This window comes from Sphingomonas sp. (assembly GCF_041661825.1).
Lineage (GTDB): Bacteria > Pseudomonadota > Alphaproteobacteria > Sphingomonadales > Sphingomonadaceae > Sphingomonas.
On the sequence record NZ_JBAZTU010000002.1, the window covers coordinates 69,343 to 90,853 of the forward strand.

At 65.4% G+C, this 21,511-nt stretch carries 15 protein-coding genes; 8 read left to right on the forward strand and 7 right to left on the reverse strand.

Going from position 1 to position 21,511, the window contains the following annotated elements; translation table 11 throughout:
* Positions 1-10 precede the first annotated feature (10 nt).
* The 3 genes from WC729_RS07375 to WC729_RS07385 all read right to left on the reverse strand — a co-directional run bounded on the left by WC729_RS07375 (position 11) and on the right by WC729_RS07385 (position 1,981).
* Positions 11-769 (reverse strand): hypothetical protein, encoded by a 759-nt coding sequence (locus WC729_RS07375; protein WP_372851137.1) that lies wholly within the window; start codon positions 767-769, stop codon positions 11-13.
* Positions 766-1,404, reverse strand: coding sequence for a RibD family protein (locus WC729_RS07380; protein WP_372851139.1), 639 nt, complete (start codon positions 1,402-1,404; stop codon positions 766-768). The genes WC729_RS07375 and WC729_RS07380 overlap by 4 nt, the downstream gene beginning before the upstream one ends.
* 292 nt (positions 1,405-1,696) lie before the next feature.
* Positions 1,697-1,981: a hypothetical protein gene (locus WC729_RS07385; protein WP_372851141.1), complete on the reverse strand. Its 285-nt coding sequence runs from the start codon at positions 1,979-1,981 to the stop codon at positions 1,697-1,699.
* 15 nt (positions 1,982-1,996) lie between these two features.
* Between WC729_RS07385 and WC729_RS07390 the strand changes: the two genes are divergently transcribed.
* Positions 1,997-2,497 (forward strand): DUF5681 domain-containing protein, encoded by a 501-nt coding sequence (locus WC729_RS07390; protein ID WP_372851143.1) that lies wholly within the window; start codon positions 1,997-1,999, stop codon positions 2,495-2,497.
* 175 nt (positions 2,498-2,672) lie between these two features.
* On the opposite strand, the gene WC729_RS07395 is transcribed toward WC729_RS07390, so the two are convergent.
* The gene (locus WC729_RS07395) at positions 2,673-3,686 is read right to left on the reverse strand and encodes a LacI family DNA-binding transcriptional regulator (RefSeq protein ID WP_372851145.1); all 1,014 of its coding nucleotides are present in this window, start codon (positions 3,684-3,686) and stop codon (positions 2,673-2,675) included.
* A 55-nt stretch (positions 3,687-3,741) separates the two neighbouring features.
* On the opposite strand from WC729_RS07395, the gene WC729_RS07400 reads away from it, so the two are divergent.
* From WC729_RS07400 to WC729_RS07425, 6 genes are all read left to right on the forward strand, one after another.
* The gene (locus WC729_RS07400) at positions 3,742-5,283 is read left to right on the forward strand and encodes an MFS transporter (RefSeq protein WP_372851147.1); all 1,542 of its coding nucleotides are present in this window, start codon (positions 3,742-3,744) and stop codon (positions 5,281-5,283) included.
* Between the two features lie 353 nt (positions 5,284-5,636).
* Entirely contained in the window at positions 5,637-9,050 is a 3,414-nt protein-coding gene (locus WC729_RS07405; RefSeq protein WP_372851149.1) for a TonB-dependent receptor, read from the forward strand.
* Positions 9,051-9,118: 68 nt separating this feature from the next.
* Positions 9,119-10,648, forward strand: a complete 1,530-nt coding sequence (locus tag WC729_RS07410; protein ID WP_372851151.1) for a tryptophan halogenase family protein — start codon at positions 9,119-9,121, stop codon at positions 10,646-10,648.
* Positions 10,645-12,126 carry a tryptophan 7-halogenase gene (locus WC729_RS07415; protein WP_372851153.1) on the forward strand — a complete coding sequence of 494 codons (1,482 nt, stop codon included), beginning with the start codon at positions 10,645-10,647 and terminating at the stop codon, positions 12,124-12,126. Before WC729_RS07410 ends, WC729_RS07415 begins: the two co-directional genes overlap by 4 nt.
* Positions 12,123-13,160 carry a cupin-like domain-containing protein gene (locus WC729_RS07420; protein ID WP_372851155.1) on the forward strand — a complete coding sequence of 346 codons (1,038 nt, stop codon included), beginning with the start codon at positions 12,123-12,125 and terminating at the stop codon, positions 13,158-13,160. Before WC729_RS07415 ends, WC729_RS07420 begins: the two co-directional genes overlap by 4 nt.
* Positions 13,161-13,193: 33 nt before the next feature.
* Positions 13,194-15,656: a TIM-barrel domain-containing protein gene (locus WC729_RS07425; RefSeq protein WP_372851158.1), complete on the forward strand. Its 2,463-nt coding sequence runs from the start codon at positions 13,194-13,196 to the stop codon at positions 15,654-15,656.
* Between the two features lie 6 nt (positions 15,657-15,662).
* Here WC729_RS07425 and nagA read toward each other — a convergent pair whose 3' ends face one another.
* From nagA to WC729_RS07440, 3 genes are read right to left on the reverse strand one after another with little or no spacing between them, the layout of a single operon-like run.
* On the reverse strand, positions 15,663-16,799 hold the full coding sequence (gene nagA / locus WC729_RS07430; RefSeq protein ID WP_372851160.1) for an N-acetylglucosamine-6-phosphate deacetylase: 1,137 nt from the start codon (positions 16,797-16,799) through the stop codon (positions 15,663-15,665).
* A complete protein-coding gene (locus tag WC729_RS07435) occupies positions 16,799-17,833 on the reverse strand; it encodes an SIS domain-containing protein (RefSeq protein ID WP_372851162.1) in 1,035 nt (344 codons plus the stop codon). Before WC729_RS07435 ends, nagA begins: the two co-directional genes overlap by 1 nt.
* The gene (locus WC729_RS07440; RefSeq protein ID WP_372851164.1) at positions 17,830-18,573 is read right to left on the reverse strand and encodes a GntR family transcriptional regulator; all 744 of its coding nucleotides are present in this window, start codon (positions 18,571-18,573) and stop codon (positions 17,830-17,832) included. The genes WC729_RS07435 and WC729_RS07440 overlap by 4 nt, the downstream gene beginning before the upstream one ends.
* Positions 18,574-18,785: 212 nt before the next feature.
* Here WC729_RS07440 and WC729_RS07445 point away from each other — a divergent pair, with 212 nt between their 5' ends.
* Positions 18,786-21,482 carry a TonB-dependent receptor gene (locus WC729_RS07445; RefSeq protein WP_372851166.1) on the forward strand — a complete coding sequence of 899 codons (2,697 nt, stop codon included), beginning with the start codon at positions 18,786-18,788 and terminating at the stop codon, positions 21,480-21,482.
* Positions 21,483-21,511: the final 29 nt, after the last annotated feature.

Here is a 21,511-nt window from a genome sequence, read left to right on the forward strand (position 1 = left end):
CGGCGGCGTCCTACGGCGTGAAGTCATGGTGATGGAGTTCGGGCATGTCGCGGCGGTAGAGGTCGTCGAGCAGCGCCGTTCCCCGCAGGGCGCCGGCCAGCTCGTCGAAATTCTCCACTACGGCACCCAGATCGGCTGGCCCGCGCTTGTGGCTGGCGGCCGACAGCGACGCTTGCGCCTTTACCCCGATGAAGGAGAGGATCCGGGCCATCTCGCCGGGATCGTCCAAAGTCTCATAATCCGTGTCGAGCCAGGGCTGTCCGGTCGCGCTGAGCGAGTCCTCGATCGCAGCATAATAGACCGCGTTCAGGGCGCTGTGCCGGATCAGGTCGTCCACCTCGACATGCACCGCCGGCAGCGACGCATCGCTCGCATCGTAGCTTTCCCAGATGCCGGTCAGTTTCGCGATCTCCTCGGACACATAGGTCCGCACGCGATTGCGCCGTCTGAGCAGTATCTTGCGCACCGTCGGATCGCGCAGCAGGGCACCGACCGCGTCGTCATTCTCGTCCCGGTTCATCTTGAATCCGATCGCCCGGGCGTCGCCGCCCGAAGCCCAGACCGAGGCGATGAACGCCGCCGGATCACGATCCCGATCGGCCATGCTGCCACTGCCCTGCCAGTCCCGCGCCCAATGGATTCCGTCGGGATTGAACAGGCCGTGATGGCACAGCATTTCGGGATGCGCGTTCAACAGGCTGCACAGCAGGTTGCTGCCGGTGCGTGGCGCCGCGAAGATAACGAACCGGACCGGCTGGCCAGCGTTCATCGCCCCACCCCCGCCGCGACCGCAACCTCCACATTGCCGGACTCGGGGCCGGACTCAAGCAGGAAGCCCTCACCGAAGGCGCTTGCCCGAAACGCGACGGGCAAGGTGCCGAGCGTATCGCGAGCGCCGCGGTCGGCGCCTTCCGCATTGCCGGCGCGGACATAGATCGTCACCCGGTCGGCAAACCCCTGGTTGAAGAAGGACCGCAGCAACGTGGGGCCGCCCTCGACCAACAGGCTTTCGATGCCGTGATCGTAAAGCGAGGTCAGCGGCCCGTGCAGGTCATGGCCGCTCATCGTCAGCGCGACAGCGCTCGGGTCGACATGGTCGTGCGAGCTGATCACGAAGGCGGGCGCCCCGGGGTGCGACATCGCGCAGGGCTGCGACCCGGCGAAGATGACCCGGTTCGGTTGGCGGCGCGGCTCGCGGCCGAGTTTCTCCGGGCGAACCGTCAGCCGCGGGCGATCGATGTTCCAGGTCTTCCCGCCGACGGCGATGGCGTCGTAGCGTTCCCGCAGGATGTGCACCCGGTGCCAGTCGGCGCCGCAGGAGATGTTCCCGGAAATGCCCTGCGGCCGGGACACGCTGCGCACGTCTTCCGTGGCGAAGTTGATGTGGATGAAGGGCCTCCGCATTCACTTCTCCAATGCTTTTCCGTCCAGGAGCACCGTCGCCGGTGACAATGGGCTCTTGAAGGAAACAGGGCACCACACCGGGGCTGGATAGCATGGAGAGAAAAGCGAGAAAGAAGTGTTGCAACCACTTTAGAATGAAACTGCGCATTGCCGGCCAAATGTGACTACTGCGTCATAGTTGATCGGGATTTTACCACCATTTATGTGATATATTACCGCCATTCATGTGACATCTTGTATAGACTTTCGCTTGCTTATTTGCAGCGATCATTTCCTACTATATAGATATACATTAGGCTGCCGTGCCGGACTCCTTCAGTCGAAGGTCGGTCGATGAGCCGAATCGATCGCGCGGACCTGTTATCACCTGTTTTTCGGCCGAATTTTTTTCTGCACCTGTTATGTTGGATTCGACGTGCCGATTTATCGTGTTGATCGAAGGCCTTATGCCCCGCCACCTGTTATTCGCGGAACAGGCGGGAACAGGTGCGATAACAGGTGAGATCGCCGCCGGAACAGGTGCGGCTTGATTCAAATCATCGGCGGAATGGGGTCTGAAGGCGGTGGGATCAACCATGGCCGGAACGATGACATGACCAGGCACAGATTTGAATCAAGCGTCGACAACGCGGATGACGACGATGCGCCGCGGGCGCTTCGCGTCCAAGGGAGGTTCGCCAAGGGCAGTTCGGGCAACCCGGCCGGGCGACCGCCAGGGCGGCGCGCGACGGGTGCGCCGGGCGATCGCCTGCCTGGATCGGATCAGCCGACACGCGCGATGATCCTTGAGGAAGCCTATCGCCGCGTGACGATGAGCGACGGCGCGACCGAGCTGCCGGCGCATCGGGCCGTCTTCCGATCACTGACCGAGGCCGCGATGAAGGGCAACCAGGCCGCGCTGCGCCGCTGGACCCAGATGGTTCAGCAGGCCGAGAACGACCAGATGCGCGACCAGCTCGCGTTGTATAATCTCATGGAGCGGGCGCCTTATGGCCGCGAGCCGGAGGCTTCCTATGAGGATGATATCCTGGTGGATTCGCGCTCCGGTCGCGTGGTGATCAGGGGTGCGTCGGGTGAGGAGGGCGATGGGTAGATCGCTTTAATCCGAGCGATCGGAGCGCGCCGCGGCCCTTGCTCTTCTCCGGCGAAGGCCGGGGTCCAGGTGGGATGGCAGAGGAAACGGCGCGCAACGCACCTCGCCAGCGTCCCCCACCTGGACCCCGGCCTTCGCCGGGGAAGAATAGAAGGAGGCTCGTGGGCAGCGCGCCCTACCCGCCGCAGGATTCCCGGACGATCAGCTCGGTCGGCAGATAGCCGGGCGAGCGGTCCTGGCTCGGCTCGAGGATGCTGGTCACCAGCAATTGCCCCGCATGGAAGGTGTCCTGCCGGATCGTGGTGAGCGCCGGCGTGCTGAGCCGGCTGAGCAGCATGTCGTCATAGCCGACGACCGACACGTCGGACGGGACCGACAGGCCCGCCTGGCGCAAGGCGCGGATCGCGCCGAGCGCGATGAGGTCGCTGGCCGCCACCACGCCGTCGAACGCAATGCCGCGGCGCAGCAGCCGGGTGATCGCCGCCTCGGCGGATTCCAGTTCGAACTCGACCTGGGCGACGAGCTTCGGGTCGAAGTCGATTCCGTTTTCCGCCAGCGCCTCGAGATAGCCGCGCCGCCGTTGCTCGGCCTCGGGATCGCTGCCACCGATAAACAGGATCGCCTTGCGGCCGAGCCGGGCCAGATGCGAGGTCGCGCGCCGGCCGCCGAGCAGGTTGTCCGACCCGATCGAACGGTATTTCTGCCCCGGCATATGCGCGCCCCACACCACGAAGCGGGCGTTGGTCTCGGCGAGTTGGTTGAATTCCTCGTGCAGCATGCTCTGGCCGAGGAAGATCACGCCGCTGGCGCGGCTGGTTGTGGTCGCCAGCACCAGATCGTCGAGGCTCGCCGGCGCGACATGGCTGACGGTGAAATCGCAGCTGCGCGCGCGCGCTGCCTCGCCGATGCTGGCGAGCAGTTCGAGGAAGAAGGGGTGCGACAGCGGCAGCGCCCGGCCGCGCATATGCGGCGTGACGATCGCGATCGAGCCCTCCGCCCCGATCGGTGCGGTCGGCATCGAGGCGCGGAACGGATAATTGTGGTCGCGCGCCAGCGCCCAGATGCGCTGCTTGGTGCGCATGCTGATCAGGGGCTGGTCGTTGAGTGCGCGCGACACCGTGGAGATGGAGACGCCGGCGAGCCGGGCCAGATCCTCGAGGGTCGTTTTGCTGTTGCTGTTATCGGTCATTGCGATCAGTTTGAACCGTAAGAGGATGAGGACTTAGGACACCGAAGGGGCGGCTTTGCAAGCGGGGGCGGCGTCGGAGCGCGAAGCCGGAAATCCGGCCACCAGACCAGCGCTCTCGCGGATCGCGCTGGCCAATATGTGCTGCGGCCTGCTCGGCGTGCAGATCGTCTGGGGTCTGCAGAACGTCAACACCAGCCGCATCTTCCAGACCTTGGGCGCCAATCTGGACGAGCTGCCGATCCTGTGGATCGCGGCGCCGATCACCGGGCTGCTGGTGCAGCCAATCATCGGCCATCTCAGCGACCGGACCTGGGGACCGCTCGGCCGCAGGCGGCCCTATCTGCTCGGCGGGGCGCTGGTCAGCGCGATCGCGCTCGTGCTGATGCCCAATGTGCAGAGCGTGTGGGCGGCCAGCGTCATGCTGTGGCTGCTCACCGGATCGATCAACGTCGCGATGGAGCCGTTCCGCGCGCTGGTCGCCGATGTCGTGCCCGAGGAGCAGCGCACGACTGCCTTCTCGCTGCAGGTCGTCTTCATCGGCGTGGGCGCGGTGTTCGCCTCGGCCATGCCGTGGATGCTGTCGAACTGGGTCGGCCTGTCCAGCGAGGCACCGCCCGGCATCCTGCCGCCCTCGCTCCGCGCCGCTTTCTATATCGGCGCGGTCGGGTTGCTCGTCAGCGTCGGGATCACCGTCGCGACGACCCGGGAGCGACCGCCGGCAAGCCTTATCGCCGATCCCGCCCCGCTCGCGCGCGCCGAATGGGCGAGCGGCAGCCAGGCCTCGCTCGTCCGCAACGGGGCGCTGTGGCTGCTCGCGGGCGTCGCGATCGCGCTGGCCACCGGACTCGAGGGATATCGCCGCGAGCTGTATCTGGTCGCCGGCATCATCGGGCTGCTCGGGATAGGGCAATGGGCCACGGCCTGGAGCGCGCGGCACGGCATCCGGCCCACCGGCCTGCTCGAGATCGTCGACGATATCATCCATATGCCCGACGTGCTGCGGCGGCTCGCGGTGGTGCAGTTCTTCACCTGGTTCGGCCTGTTCGCGATGTGGATCTATGCAGTGCCTGCGATCGCCGTCGACAGCGGCGCGGGCAGCGATCCGACCAGTGCCGCCTATAATGCCAGCGCCGACTGGGTCGGCGTGATGTTCGCCTTCTACAATGGTGTGGCGGCGATCGGGGCATTCGCCCTGCCCTTTCTCGTCGCGCGGATCGGCCGGCGCGAGGCGCATGCCGCCTGCCTGTTGCTCGGCGCAGCGGGGCTGCTCGGCCTCGCCCTGATCACCGATCCGCAATGGCTGTGGGTGCCGGCGCTGGGCATCGGCATTGCCTGGGCATCGATCCTGTCCGCACCCTATGCCATGGTCTCCAGTGCGGTGCCGCCGAGCCGGATGGGCGTCTATATGGGCATCCACAATGTGTTCCTGGTGCTGCCGCAACTCGTCGCGGCCGCCCTGCTCGGCTGGACGGTCGATCGCCTGCTGGGCGGCGAGCCGGCGCGCGCGCTGGTGCTTGCCGGCGTTTCGCTCGCGCTGGCCGCCGTCATCGCACTGACCATCCCCGATCGCGCCGGCCGGCCCCGCGCCCGCGACTGAGCGCGCAGGCCGGGTGCGCGGCCGGCGCGCGCCGGCATTCCCGTCGAAAAGAGGGATCGACTTCATTCCTGCGCTTTACCGCGACGCTCCATTTTATGCAAACTTTTGCATAAACTCCGTTTCTGGATCGATCCTGATGCAAAGCAGCGTTGCATTTTTGCCGCACGACTCGACCTGACCGAGCGTGATTCTTGTATTATCCATCTGATAACAAGTCGCTAAAATTGAATCTCGCAATTACGCTTGCGCAGAAAGCAAATTTGCGCAAATTTACGCAAATAGAATTGAGCCGCGGCAGATTCGTCTTTCGCGCGCCAACAGCCCGACAAGGGCGAAAAAGAGAGGGGAGAGGGATGAATCGCATCGTTTCGACGCGTCGCTATGGCTTGCAGGGCAGTGCTTCGCTGCTGGCCATCACCGCGATGGCGCTTGCCGCACCGGCTTTTGCCCAAACGGCCGACAATTCGGCCCGGCTGCAAAAGATATCCGCCACCACCGCGCCGGAAGACGACCCCGCGCCGGAATCGGACATCGTGGTGGTCGGCGTGAAGCAGGCCCTCGCCACTTCGCAGAACATCAAGAAGAACGCCGACACCTTCGTCGATTCGATCACCGCGACCGATATCGGCGCCTTCCCCGACAAATCGGCCGCCGAGGCGCTGCAGCGCGTTCCCGGCATCACCGTCAACCGGCTCCAGTCGGCCGATGACAGCACCCATCCCTCGGGCGAACCGACCGGCGTGCTCATCCGCGGCCTCACTCAGGTTCGCACCGAGTTCAACGGGCGCGACAGCTTCTCCGCCGATTCAGCGCGCGGGCTGAACTTCAACGACATCTCGCCCGAGCTTCTGGCCGGCGTCGATGCCTACAAGAACCAGACCGCTGAGATGATCGAAGGCGGCATCGCCGGTACGGTCAATCTGCGCACCCGCATGCCGCTCGACCAGAAAGGGCTGGTCATCGCGGTCAACGCCCGGGCCACCTATGCCGATCGCTCGGGCAAATGGACGCCTGAATTCTCCGGCCTGATCAGCAAGACCTTCGAAACCGGCATCGGCCGCTTCGGCCTCCTCGGCGATTATGCCTGGTCGCACGTCATCACGCGCACCGAGAGCGTGATCATGGACAAGATCGACACTTATTGCACGACGGGCGCGGTCGACGGCAACGGCAAGGCGATCGTCGTCAACGGCGTGCCCCAGTGCGGCGGCAATCCGTTCGGCGGCAGCAGCTGGGCCTATGTCCCGGACGGTGTGCGTTTTTCGGAAGTCGATTACGACCGCAAGCGCCATGGCTTCGTCATCGCCGGACAGTTCGAGAACACGGCCGGCAATTTCCGCGCGTCGGTGCAATATACGGACTCGCAATATCGCAATGCCTGGCTCGAACGCGCGAGCCACACGATCTTCGAAGGGGGCTATTTCAACACGCCTTCCTATAATCCACGCACGGGAAGCGTCCTGGGCGCGGCGGACGGGACCCCGGCCCTGTCCTTCGGTGCCGACGGCATGCTGCGGTCCGGCGTGCTTACCCGGCCGCACGGCGATTGGGCGGGCTCCTATTCAAGCGTCCAGGACGCGATCAATACGGGATCGGCCGTCCCCGGCATGCCGTTCGTGAATTATTGCGGCGCCGGAGCGAACTGCGCCACGCTGCGCGACGGCCTGTATCTGCAGAATGAATCGCGCGATTTCGATCATCGCGAGGGCACCAGGGATCTGTCGGGCAACATCCAATGGGATGTCAGCGACCGGCTCCACGCCAATCTCGACGTCCAGCGCATCACCGCGTCGACCTATAACAACGACATCCTGGTCGCGACGGGCTCGATCGCCAATTTCGACTATAGCTTGAACAAGGACGGTACGCCGCAGGTCAAGATGCTGCCGGGTTCCAACGTGAATTATGCGGCCGGCGGCCTGGCCAACCCGCACAATTACTGGATCCCGTTCATCCAGGGCCATGTCGAGGACAATGACGCCGAAGAATTCGCGATCCGCGGCGACGTTGCCTATGATTTCGCCGAGGGCGGCTGGCTCGACTCGCTGAAGGTCGGCGTGCGGTATGCCGATCGCAAGCAGACGGTGCGCTATTCGACCTTCAACTGGACGCCGATCGCGGCGAACTGGAACTGCAACGGCCCGGGCTTCAATGCCGACAACACGACGGGTGGCGCCTATCCCGCCTGCGCCGCCGGGCATGCGCCGTTCAAAGGCTATGGCGCCGGCATCTTCGGCCCCTATCCGATGGGCGGCCTGTACGACGGCAATGTCTTCCCGAACGGGTCGCTCGCCTTCGTCAACCAGAACATGCTGACGAATTATCAGGCGCTGATGACGGGCCTGAGCGGCGCGACGACCAATTCTCCGCTCGGCACCGGCTATACGCCGATCTGCGACCGCCCCGAGGCGACCGTGGACGAATGCTTCACCCCGTCCGAGGTGATGCATCTGCGCGAGGAGACCCAAGCGGCCTATGCGATGCTGCGCTTCGGCGGAGACGACAAGACGATCTTCGGCGGTGTCAGCGTGCTCGGCAATGTCGGCGTCCGCGTGATCCGCACGGTGGAGCATAGCGACGGCGCAGCGGGTTTCCCGCAGAGCAACATCTTCGACCAGCTTCAGCCCTGCGGCACGCCCCTGTCGGGCAACAGCGTCGTCAATCCGAGCTGTTATGTCACCCAGGCGCTCCGCAACTTCGCCAATGGCGGCGGGGCACCGAACACGTACAAGAGCTCCTTCACCAACTGGTTGCCGAGCTTCAACGTGCGGTTCGGGCTGGACGACAAGAACTTCGTGCGCTTCGCCTATTCGAGGGCGCTGTCACGGCCCGATATCGGCCTGTTGCGCAACTATGTCGCGATCAACCCGCCGACCTACAACACCACGCCGGACTCGCCTTATGTCGTCTATAGTTCGCCGACGGCGGCGCATATTCCGGCCAATGTCACGGGCTATAACTTCGTCTTCTCGGCCAATGCCGGCAACGCCGCGCTGCGGCCGATGATGGCGGACCAGTTCGATCTCTCGTTCGAACGTTATATGGGCAACAGCTCGTCCTTCACGATCGACGCCTTCTACAAGAAGCTGAGCAACAGCATCGCCTACGGCCAGTCGTTCCGCAATTTCACCAACAACGGCACGACTCAGCTCGTCCAGGTGAACGGTCCGCAGAACGTCAAGAACGGCGGCGAGCTGTACGGCTTCGAGGCGTCGTACCAAACCTTCTTCACTTTCCTGCCCGGGTTGCTGAACGGGTTGGGCGCGCAGCTGAACTACACCTTCGTGCAGCAATCGGGGATCAACAACTCGAACCTGATCAACGCGACCTCGGGGGGCGACGTCGGCGCGGTGGGCATCGGCATCCCGGCTGCCGGCGGTGCCGGCCCGGTGATCGACTCGCACCAGCTGGCGGGCATCTCCAAGCACACGTTCAACGTGGTCGGCCTCTATGAAAAGGGCCCGATCGGCTTCCGTCTCGCTTACAACTGGCGGTCGCGTTACCTGACCCAGAATCTCGACTGCTGCATCGGCCTGCCGGTGTTCCAGAAGGCTTCCGGGTTCCTCGACGGGTCGCTCCGCTTCTCGGTCAACCGCTATATCGAGCTGTCGGTCGAGGGCACCAATTTGCTGAATACGACCAGCGTCTATCAGCAGCAGATCTTCGGCGACTCCCCCGTCACGCCCGGCGCGAAGCCGGTCTACCGCGACTCCGCCTGGAGCAGGGTCGACCGCCGCTTCCAGTTCGGGGTGCGCGCGAAGTTCTGATGAGGCACCTCCCTAACTGCGCTGTCGTCCCATGGACGGCAGCGCAGCCCTTGTGAGAGGTTAGTCTGATGCAGGACACTCGATATCGCATCGTCATCATCGGCGGCGGGACCGCCGGATGGATGACCGCCGCGGGCCTCGCCCGGCAATTGCCCGGGGCCGACTATAGCGTCACCCTGGTCGAATCCGACGAGATCGGTACCGTCGGCGTGGGCGAAGCGACGCTGCCGCACATCAAGCTGTTCAACGACATGCTCGGGCTCGACGAGGCGCAGTTCATGCGCGAGACCCGGGCGACCTTCAAGCTGGGCATCGAGTTCTGCGACTGGGACCGGCCTGGCGACCGTTATATCCATCCGTTCGGGGCGTTCGGCGAGCCCTGGGGCGGGGTCGAATTCCAGAACCACTGGCTTCGCGCCCGAGCGAGCGGGCGAGCGGGCGCGCCGTTCGAGGCCTATTCCTATGCCGTCGCCGCGGCGCGCGCCAACGCGTTCGAGCTGCCCGACGAGAACCCCAAGTCGATCCGGTCGACCTATTCCTACGCCTATCATTTCGATGCGGGTCTTTATGCCGAGTTCCTGCGGCGCTGGGCGACCGCGCGCGGCATCACGCGGATCGAAGGCCAGGTGAACGCGATCGACCGCGATGCGACGTCGGGCGCGATCACGCAGGTCACGCTGAAATCGGGCCAGTCGATCCCGGGCGATCTGTTCATCGACTGCACTGGGTTCCGCTCGCTTCTGCTGGCGGGTCAGTTCGACGTGGGCTGGGAGGACTGGACCTCTTGGCTTCCCTGCGACCGCGCGCTGGCGGTGCCATGTGCGCATGGCGGCGACTTCACGCCCTATACCCGCGCGACCGCGCGGCCGGCCGGGTGGCAATGGCGCATCCCGCTGCAGCACCGGATCGGCAACGGCTATATCTTCTCGAGCAACTTCCTGTCGCAGGAGGCAGCGCAGGAGACACTGCTCGCCCATCTCGACGGCGCGGCGCTCGCCGAGCCGCGATTGCTGCGCTTCTCACCGGGTCGCCGAGCGCTGTCCTGGCGCAGCAATTGCGTCGCGATCGGGTTGGCCAGCGGGTTCCTCGAACCGCTCGAATCGACCAGCATCTATCTGATCCAGGCGGCGGTGATCGACCTGATCAATTTGATGCCCACGCCGCGCATGGCGAAGGACGGCATCGATCCGCGGCTGGCAGACGAGTTCAATCGCCTCACCGTGATGCAATATGAACGGGTGCGCGACTTCCTGGTGCTGCACTACATCGCCAACCGGCGCGAGGGCGAGCCGTTCTGGGATTATCTGCGCCACATGCCGATCCCGGACAGCCTGGCGCACAAGCTCGAGCTGTTCCGCGCCCGTGCGACGGCGCCCAATTACCAATATGGCCTGTTCGCGCGGGACAGCTGGCTGTCGGTGCTGGTCGGCCAGGGTGTGATGCCCGAGGGATATGACCGGCTGGCCGACACGTTCGATCTCGACATGGTCGCGGCGAGGCTCGACGATTTCGCGGGGCGGATCGGCAGCGGCGTCGCGGCGATGCCATCGCATGCCGATTTCATCGCGAGCTATTGCGCGGCGGAAGCGGTCGCATGAGCGGCGCGCCGACCCGCCTCGTCATCGTCGGCCGCGACGCGGCGCTGTGGCTGAGCGCGACGGTGTTGCGGCGTGCGCTCGCGCAGGCGGGGGTGTCAGTCGTGGCGGTCGAGCTGCCGACCGAGTTGACCCCTGCGAGCGCTTATGCGTCTCTCCCGCCGCTTGAGGCGCTGCACAACAAGCTCGGGCTGGACGAAGCCGCGCTCCTTCGCGCGACCGGCGGGAGCTTCTCGCTTGGGCAGAATATCGTTGGTCCGTCCCGCCCCTTCTTCCTCGCCCATGGTTCCTATGGCGCGCCGATCGATGGCGGGGGCTTCTTCCCCTTCTGGCTGAAGGCACGGCAGTTCGGGCTCGAGGCAGCGTTCGAGGATTTCTGCCTGACCGCGATGGCCGCGCGGCAGGGCCGCATGCTGTTGCCGGACGAGGAGACCGAGCTCTTCGGCCGGACCGATTACGGCTATCACCTGCCTGCCCTCGCCTATGTCGCCACCCTCAAGGCGCGCGCGTCGAAGCTTGGCATCCGGGTGCGCCATAGCCGTGCGATCGACGTCGAGCGGCAGGCGGAGAGCGGCGCAATCGGCGCGATCCGGCTTGACGACGGCACGCGTATCGAAGGCGACCTGTTCGTCGATGCAAGCGGCGCCGAGGCGGTGCTGACCGACCAGTCCGTCGACAGCTGGCGCTCCGCCTTCGTCACAGACCGCCGCCTGACGGCGCGCGCCGCACCTTTCGCGTCGGTTCCGGCCTATGCCGAGATCCGGGCGGGCTCGTCCGGCTGGGCCGCGCTCCATGCGACGCAGGCCGGGACCTATGTCACACACGCCTTCGCTTCCCGCGATCAGGACGACGAGGCGGCGTTCGCTGCCGCCGAGGCGCTGACCTGCCTGAAGCTGTCGGACGCGTCGATTTCTTCCGTCGAACCGGGCATCCGGAACCAGGCCTGGACTGCCAATTGCGTGGCGATCGGCGCTTCGGCCTGCGTGTTCGATCCGCTGTTCGATGTCGAGCTTCACGCGATTCAGCTCGGCATCGTGCATCTGCTGTCGCTGTTTCCGGTGGCCTCCACCGTCGCCGCCGAGCGCACCGAATATAACCGCATCACCCGATCCGCGTTCGAGCGGGTGCGCGATTTCCAGTCGGCTTTTTATGCGGTCAATCGCTTCGGCTCGTCAGGCTTCTGGTCGGCCGCTCACAATGCCACCGCCCCCGCCTCGGTCGCGCACAAGATCGCAACGTTCCGCGCGCGCGGCGACATCGCGCCGATGGAGGATGAGAGCTTCGCGCCCGACCTCTGGCAGGCGCTGTTCATCGGGCTGGGGGAAGTGCCGGAGAGCTGGCCGCCGGCGATCGACCGCACGCCGCCGGAGCGCATGAAGGAGGATTTCCGCCGCATCCTGAGCTTCATCAAGCGCAAGGTGCTCGAGCAGCCGACTCACGACGTCTATCTGCGCAGCCTGTGCCGGAGCGAAGCGGCATGACCGCGGCGCTCGCCACGCCCGTCGATCCACTCGACGCGTTGCCACCGGTAGCGAGTGCGACGGTGCAATCCGCCGCGGATATCGACGCATTGCTCACCGCCGGGGCGCCGGTGATCCTCAAGGGACTGACCGAACATTGGCCGGCGCTGGCCGCCGGGCGCCGTTCGCCGGCGGCGCTCGGCGCCTATCTCCGGGCGATGGATCGCGGTGCGCCGGTGCCGGTGATGGAGGCGTCGCCGGCCAGCGGCGGACGGTTCGGCTATGCCGCCGATCTGCGCGAGTTCAGCTTCACCAAGCGCCAGCGCCCACTCGGCGAGACGCTCGACCGGATCGAGCGTGCGACCACCGCACCCGGCGGGCCTTATATCGCGGTCCAGATGCTGCCGCTCGCGACGCAGCTGCCGGATTTCGTTCGCGACAATCCGATGCCGCTCGTGCCGCCGGGGACCGAGCCGCGGCTGTGGCTTGGCGGGGCGGTGAAGACTCAGATCCACAATGACCGCGACCATAATCTCGCCTGTGTGATCGCAGGCCAACGCCGCTTCGTGCTGTTCCCGCCAGAGCAGGTGACCAATCTCTATATCGGCCCGATCGACAATCCCCCGCCACTCTCGCTCGTAGACCCCGAGGCGCCCGATCTCGATCGCTTTCCGCGCTTCCGCGAGGCGCTGGAGGCTGCGCAGGTGGCGCATCTCGGGCCGGGCGATGCGCTGCTGATGCCGCGCTACTGGTGGCATCACGTCACCTCGCGCTCCCCGTGGAATGCGATGGTCAATTATTGGTGGGGCGATGTGCCGCGCGGGCTCGGCCATGCGCAGGACGCGTTCCTGACCGCGATCCTCGCGATCAAGGCACTGCCGCCGGGCGAGCGGCAATATTGGCGCGCGATGTTCGAGGCGCATGTGTTCGACGATGGCGGCGAGGCCGTTGCTCATATCCCGCCTGCCCTGCGCGGTCCGCTGGGGGACATGCGCGCCGACCAGCGGGCCGAGCTCAAGCGTCAGCTTCGTTTGACCATCCTCAAATCCTCGTGATCGCCGATGCGTATCCGTAACCGGGAGTTTTCCATGTCCGTATCGAGCCTGTGCCTGCGTTCCCTGCTGCTCGGGACGGCGATGGTCATGGCAGCGCCCGCCCTGGCGCAGGCGGGCCAGGCCGCGCCGACGGGTCTCGCGGCGCGGCCGGACTCCATCGAGGTCCGCCAGGGCCGGATGCTGTTGAGCGTGAAGGCACTGACCGACTCGATCCTGCGGGTGCGGATCGGGCGCGACGGCACCCTCCCCGAGGATGCGAGCTGGGCGGTATCCAAGGATTTCCGCGCGCAATCGGTTGCCGTCCAGCGAACGGCGGACGGCTTTGCGACGGCGGCGCTTCGGGTTCATGTCGGCCCCGACCTGCGCCTCAGGATCGAGGACAAGGACGGCAAGCTCATCACCGCCGATGATGCCGCGCCGATCAAACTCGACGGCAAGGGCTTCACCTTGCGCAAGACGCTGGCGCGGGCTGAGCATATCTTCGGGCTGGGCGACAAGACCGGCGGGCTCGACCGCCGCGGCAAGAGCTTCGTCGACTGGAATACCGACGCCTATGCCTTCACCGGATCGACCGATCCGATCTACAAATCGATCCCTTTCTTCGTCAGCGCAGGCGGCGCGGGCGGCAGCTACGGCGTGCTGCTCGACAATACCTGGCGCGCCTGGTTCGATTTCGGCCACCGCGAGGATGAGGTCACCGCCTTCGGCGCGCCCGACGGCCCGATCGACTATTATGTCATCGCCGGGCCAAGCACCGCCGAGGTGGTGCGCCGCTATACCGACCTGACCGGCAAGGCGCCGCTCGCCCCACTCTGGTCGCTCGGTTACCAGCAGTCGCGCTACAGCTATATGTCTGCGGACGAGACCCGCGCGATCGCCGACCGGCTGCGCAAAGACGCGATCCCGACCGACGTGGTTTGGCTCGACATCGACTTCCAGGATCGCAACCGGCCCTTCACGATCAACCGCACTGCCTTTCCCGACCTGAAGGGGCTGACGAGCGATCTCGGCAAGCAGGGTATCCGCCTCGTCACCATCGCCGATCTCCATGTCGCCGCCGCACCGGGCGAAGGCTATGCGCCGTACGACAGCGGTGCGGCGGGCAATCATTTCGTCCACAACCCCGATGGCTCGAATTTCGTCGGCAAGGTGTGGCCGGGGCCTTCGGTGTTTCCCGATTTCACCGATGCGGCCACGCGCAGTTGGTGGGGCAAGCTCCACGCATCGCTGCTGGACGACGGGGTCGCGGGCATCTGGAACGACATGAACGAACCGTCGGTGTTCGAGTCCCCGAACCTGACGATGCCGCTCGATACGGTGCACAAAGTCGCCAGCGACGATTTCGCGCCGCGTTCGGCCAGCCATGCCGAGATCCACAATGTCTATGGCATGCAGAATACGCGGGCGACTTATGACGGGCTACGCGCGCTGAAACCAGATGAGCGCGCCTTCGTCATGACTCGCGCCAGCTATGCCGGCGGCCAGCGCTATTCAGCCACCTGGACCGGGGACAACAGCGCGACCTGGGACCATCTGAAGCTGTCGGTGCAGCAGTTGATCAATCTGGGCCTGTCCGGCTTCTCCTACGCCGGCGCGGATGTCGGCGGCTTCACGGGCGGCCCGAGCCCGGACCTGCTGACTCGCTGGTACGAGATCGCTGCCTTCACGCCGGTCTTCCGCAACCATTCCGCCAAGGATACGCCGCGCGTGGAGCCGTGGCTGGACGGGCCGGAGCATCTCGCGATCCGCCGCCGCTTCGTCGAAGAGCGCTATCGGCTGATGCCCTATCTCTATGGACTGGGCGATGTGAATGCCCGCACCGGCGATCCGATCATGCGGCCAGTGTTCTACGATTATCCGCAAGCGCTCACGGCGCATTGCGACCAGTCGATGGCCTTCACGCTCGGCAAGGCGCTGCTGATCGCGCCGCCGCCCAAGCCCGAATCGCCGCAGCAATATGACATCTGCCTGCCCTCGGGTGGCTGGTATGATCTTTGGACCGGGATGCCGGTGACCAAAGCGGCTGCAGGTGGCGCGGCGTTCGATACGATCAAGGAGACGCCGAAGCTCGACCGCTTGCCGGTCTATGTGCGAGCCGGCACCATCCTGCCCCGCCAGCCGCTGGTGCAAAGCACGTCGGAAACGCCGTCCGGGCCGCTGACGCTCGATGTCTATCCGGGGCCCGATTGCACCGGCACGCTCTATGCCGATGACGGCCACAGCATGGCGTTCGAACGCGGCGCCTATTTGCGCCAGTCGATTCGCTGCGAGGTGTCAGACACCGGGCTGCGCATCGCCTTCGCCAAGGGCGAGGGCACCTACCGTCCGTGGTGGCGTGACGTCGCCGTCACGGTGCATGGCATGTCGGCAAAGGCCAGCATCTCCGTGCGAGGAAAGATCGTCGCGGCACGCCATGACGGTGCGGCACAAACGCTCGGCTTCACCCTGCCCTATACGCCGGGTACTTCGGAAATCGTCATCGGCGGTGTGAAGTAGGAGCGATCAGCCTTCCAGGTGACCGCGAATCCAGGTCGCCAGCGTAAGCCCGTCCGAATCGAGCGCGACGAGATCGGCGGCGTATCCGGGGGCGATGCGGCCATGGCTTCCATCGAGGCGCAGGAAACGTGCGGGATTGCGCCCCGCCATGGTCAGCGCCTGCGCCTGGGATACGCCCAGCATGGTTTCGGCGTTGCGCACGGCCTGGGCCATGTCGAGGTCCGACCCGGCAAGCGTGCCGTCCTCATTGACGCAGACCCCGTCGATCACCTCGACGCGGTGGCCCTGCAGGATGAAGTTCTTGTCGGTCTGCCCGACGCTCGGCATCGCATCGGTGACGAGCATGATACGGTCTGGTTTCGCATTCACCGCCACGCGCATCGTCGCGGGGTGGACGTGCCGTCCGTCGACGATCAGCCCGCACCAGCTTTCCCGGTCCTCGAGCGCCGCCCCGACCGCGCCGGGCTCGCGCGAGGCGAGCGGCGACATGGCGTTGAACAAATGGGTGAAGCCGGTCATGCCCGCATCCAGCGCAGCGCGGATCGCGTCGTAGCTGCCGTTGGTATGGCCTGCCGCGACGATCACGCCGGCTACGGCCAGTCGCACGATCATCGCCGGGCTGGTCTTTTCCGGCGCGAGCGTGACGAGCGTGACGCCGTTCTTCAGGCCAGTGACCGCGGCAAAACCCTCATCGTCCAGGGTGATGATCTTGTCGGGATCGTGGATGCCCTTGCGGTCGATATTGAGGAACGGGCCCTCGATATGGATGCCGAGCACGCCGGGCACGCCCCGCGCAATCGCCTCGTCCACGGCGGCGACGGCGGCGCGCACCGTGGCGAGATCGTCGCTGATCAGGGTCGGCAGGAACCCGGTCGTACCGAAGCGCCGGTGCGCAGCGCCGATCGTCGCGATCGTCTCCACCGTCGGCGCGTCGTTGAACAGCACGCCGCCGCCGCCATTGACCTGCGTATCGATCAGGCCCGGCGCCAGCACCGCGCCGTTCAGATCGTGCCGTTCGGCCGACACGGGGATGTCCCGCTCGGCGATGACGGCTGCGATGGAGCTGCCTTCAACGAGGACGGCCAGGCCGTCGACCAGCGCGTCGTCGATCAATATGCGGCAGTTGAAAAGGGCAGTGGCCATCAGACGGTTTCGGTCACTTTGCGCAGATGGGGTGGCGAATCGGGATCGAACCCGCGACGCACCGATAGCGCGTTGACCGCGCGGTAGAAGGACTGGATCTGCAGCATCGGCTGGATCGCCGGTGCCGCGTCGACCGTCGGCAGCGTGACCGCGCCCGAAATATCACCCCCGGCGCAATAGACGGCACCGCCCTGCCCCAGTGCCTCGCGCACCAGATCGTCGATGCCAGGCGCGGTCTCGTCGTCCTGGCGGAACACCAGCACGGGAAAGTCGGGGCCGATCAGCGCCATCGGACCGTGCCGCACCTCGGCCGCGCTGAACGCCTCGGCATGAAGCCCGCAGGTCTCCTTGAACTTCAGCGCGGCTTCCTGCGCGACGCCGAGACCGAGGCCGCGCCCGATCACATAAAGGCCCCGCGCGCCGGCGAGTCCGTCGACCAGCGGACTCCAGTCCGCCTGCCAGGACCGGGTCAGCAAGGCCGGCGCTTCGTCGAGCGCCGCCGACAGCGCGCTGTCCTCGGCCCAGGCGGCAACAAGCCCGACGATCGCCGCCAGCGAGGCGATATAGCTCTTGGTCGCCGCCACGCTCTTCTCCGCGCCGGCATGGAGCGGCAGCGACGCATCGGCTAGTGCCGCAAGCGGCGATGTGGCGTCATTGACCATCGCCGCCAGATAGGCGCCGCCGGCCTTGCCCGCTTCGACCATGCTCAACAGATCGGGGCTGCGGCCGGATTGCGAAATGGCAAGGAGCAGCGTGTCGTCGAGCTGCGCCGCGGCATGATAGACCGAGGAAACGGACGGCGCGGCCGAGCTGACCGGCACGCCGATCATCGTCTCGATCAGATATTTGGCGAAGGTCGCCGCGTGATCCGAGGAGCCGCGCGCGCAGGTCGCTACCGCGCGTGGCGGCGCGGCGCGCAGCCGCGTCACAAGGGCATCGACTACGGCGCGATTGGCCGAGCGCTGACGCGTGATCACCACGGCCGATTCGGCCGCCTCGGCGAACATCAATGTGGAATCGGGCGCGATGCTCATGCCGTCGCGTTCAGCTCTGCGACGAAATCATAAGCGTCACCCCGATACCAGCTATGCGTCATCTCGATCGCACGGCCATCCTCCAGGAAACCGCGGCGCTCGATGAACAGGCCCGGCGCGCCGGCTTCGATGCCGAGCAGCGCCGCCTGGTCCTTGTCGAACAGCACCGCCCGCAAGCGCTGCAGCGCGCGCACCGGGCGGTGACCGGCGCCTTCGAGCGCTTCGTAGAGCGACACGCCGACCACATCGAGCCCCGGCAGACCGAAGCCCGGCACCGTCGAATATTCCAGCGCCATGGGTTGATCGTCGGCATAGCGGATGCGGTGGAAGCGGAACACGCGCGATCCGGGGCTGAGGCCCAAAGTGAGCGATTCGTCCGAGTTCACCGTGCTCTCGGTCTGCATGATCCATTCGCTGCGCGCGGTGCGACCACGCGCCGCCATGTCCTCGGAAAAGGACGTGAGCTTCGAGAATTGCTTCTCGACTCGCCCGCCGACAAAGGTGCCCGCGCCCTGGCGTCGGGTCAGCATGCCGTCGGCAACCAGCCCGTCGACTGCCTTGCGCACCGTGATGCGCGAGATGCCGAATTCCTTGGCGATATCGCGCTCGGGCGGCAGCGCTTCCTGCGGCCGCAGCGACCCGGTCTCGATCCCGCGGCGCAAGGCATCCTGCATCTGCTGATACAGCGGCGCCCGCGCATTGCCGTCAAGCGACCCGATCCTGTCGGCCAGATTGGTCATCCGCGCATCCCCGCTCCTGTTCGCCGACCACTGCCGACACAACCTCTATAAGACCAATCAAATACCATTTTCCACAAGAAAATTGCACCAACTCGACTGGACTTGCAAAAATCCTGCTTGACGCTGTCATTGGTATGACACATGTTTCAATAATTGGTCTGCGATTGGTCCGCAATTGGCATGCCAACAGGGATAAGAAGGGGAGAACGGCAATGACCGCAATACGACTTCTGGCTGCATCCGTGAGTTCGTTAGCATTGGCCGCCACCGCGCAGGCCCAGAGCACCGCCAACAACACACAGCCCGGCCCAGTCCAGACCGCAGAGGGCGATACCGCCGAGCCCGACATCGTCGTCACCGGCATCCGCGCATCGGTCCAGGCATCGATTGCCGCCAAGCGCGACTCGAGCGTCATCTCCGATGTGCTCACGGCCGAAGACATCGGCAAATTCCCCGACAAGAACGTCGCCGAGGCGCTGCAGCGCATCCCCGGCATCGTCATCAATCGCGAATTCGGCGATGGCGAGCGCGTATCGCTGCGCGGCACTGCGCCGAACCTGACCAAGACGCTGGTCAACGGCCATTCGATCGCCACCGCCGACTGGTTCATCCTCGATCAGGTCGCCTCGACCCGCAGCTTCAACTATCTGACCCTGCCCGCCGAAATCGTCGGCCAGCTCGAAGTGTACAAGAGCCCGCAGGCGGATATCGAGGAAGGCGGCGTCGGCGGCACGATCAACGTGCACACCCGCAATCCGCTCGACCTGAAGCCGCTCACCCTCTCAGCATCGGTGCAGGGCGTCTATTCCGACCTGTCGGGGAAATTCGATCCCCAGGTTTCCGGCCTGGTGAGCTGGAAGAATGCCGATGAGACGTTTGGCATCCTGATCGGCGGCATCTACCAGAAACGCCAGACGCGCCGCGACGGCATCGAGATCTTCGGTTACGCGCCCTTCGCGATCGGCGGCGGCGCGACCGCGAATGTGCCGACGCTCATCGGCTCGACGATCTTCCAGCAGGAGCGCGAGCGGTACGGCGGCAATATCGGCATCCAGTTCCGCCCGTCGGACGCGCTGGAGATCAATGTCACGGGCCTCTATTCGCGGTTCGGCGCCGACAATTTCAACCAGAACTATCTCGCCTGGCCTGACCGGGCGCTCGGCAGCGGCGGCACGATCACCAATGTGACCGTCCAGAACGGCACCGCCGTGGCCGGTACCGTCACTTCGACCAACAATGCCGCCGGCGGCGCGCGTGCCATGGTGTTCGACGCGATCGATCGCCAGGCCTTCGCCGAAACCTATTCGGCCGATCTCGACGTGAACTACAAGCCGACCGACCAGCTGACCGTGCATCTCAAGGCGGGCTGGACCAAGGCCACCGGCGAAACGTCGAACGAGAATTTCCTCGAAACGGCGTCCACCGGCTCGTTCACCTATGATCTGCGCGGCGGGACGCCCCAGGTACACTTCACTTCGCCCAACCCGACCTCGCCGGCCGGCGCACTGATCGATTTCGCGCGCATCCAGTCCGTAACCAACAAGGACGAGGAAAAATACGCTTATCTCGATTTCGAACAGCAGGTCGATTGGGGCCCGATGACCGCCCTGAAAGTCGGCGTGAAATATACCGATCACGATCGCACGGCGCTTCGCCTTGCCACCAATGGCGGCGCGCTCACGCCCGGCCTGGTTTGCAGCGGTGCGCCCTGCACCGCCGCCAGTTTCGCAAGCGGTCACGGCACGCCGGATGACTTCCTCGACGGTATCGGGGCGTCCGGAACGCTGAAGGACTATTGGACGGTCGACCCCGCCCGTCTCCGCCAGATCTACGGATCGCAGGCAGCCGCGATCAGCGGGAAGTTCGTCGTGCCCGGCAACACCTATTCAATCAACGAAAAGGCCTATGGCGGCTATGCCATGGCCAAGTTCGGCGGCGAGGGATGGCGCGGCAATGTCGGCGTCCGCGTGATCAAGACCGACCAGACATCGACCGGCAGCCTGATCGGCGGCGCGAACCCGCAGTTCACCAACCCGTTCGGCGGCTTCACCCCGATCACGTCCGACCGATCCTATACGGACGTGCTGCCGAGCGCGAACCTGTCGATCGACCTGTCGCCGAAATTCGTGCTGCGCTTTGCCGCCGGCAAGACGGTGACGCGACCGGACTTCGTCGACATCACCCCGGGCGTCGACCTCAACGGCACCCTGCTCACCGGCCAGGGCGGCGACCCGAACCTCCAGCCGTATCGCGCCAATCAATATGATGCGTCGCTGGAATGGTACCCCGACAACGAGACGATCGTAGCGCTGGCGGTGTTCTACAAGGATATCCAGTCGTACATCGTCAACCGGACCTCGACCGAGACCCTTCCCGGCGTGTTCGTCCCCGGTACCCAGCCCGCATCCTGCGTGGTGGCACCTGGCGGTAACCCGAACCTGTTCAACTGCCCCTATCAGATCAACCGCCGCTCCAACGGCGCCGGGGGCCGGAACCAGGGCTTCGAGTTCCAGATCTCGCGGCCGATCTGGGGCGGGTTCGGCGCGATCGCCAACTATACCTACTCCGATGCCAAGGCGAGCAACGGCGACCAGATCCCCGGCAACAGCAAGCATTCGGCGAACGTGACCGGCTATTACGAGAACGACCTGCTCACCGCCCGGCTCTCGTATAATTACCGTTCGGCCTTCTTCATCGACATCGATCGCTCGGCACCGCTCAACCAGGCGGCACTGTCATCGCTCGACGCGTCGCTCGGCATCAACGTGACGAAGAACATCACGTTGACGGCCGACGCGGTGAACCTGACCAACCAGAAGATCGTGCAATATTCGGGCACGCGCGACCGGGTTCGGGCGATCTACGACAATGGGCGCCAGTTCTTCGTTGGCGCGCGCTTCAAGTTCTGATCTGAATAAGCGGGCCGGCTGTGCCGGCC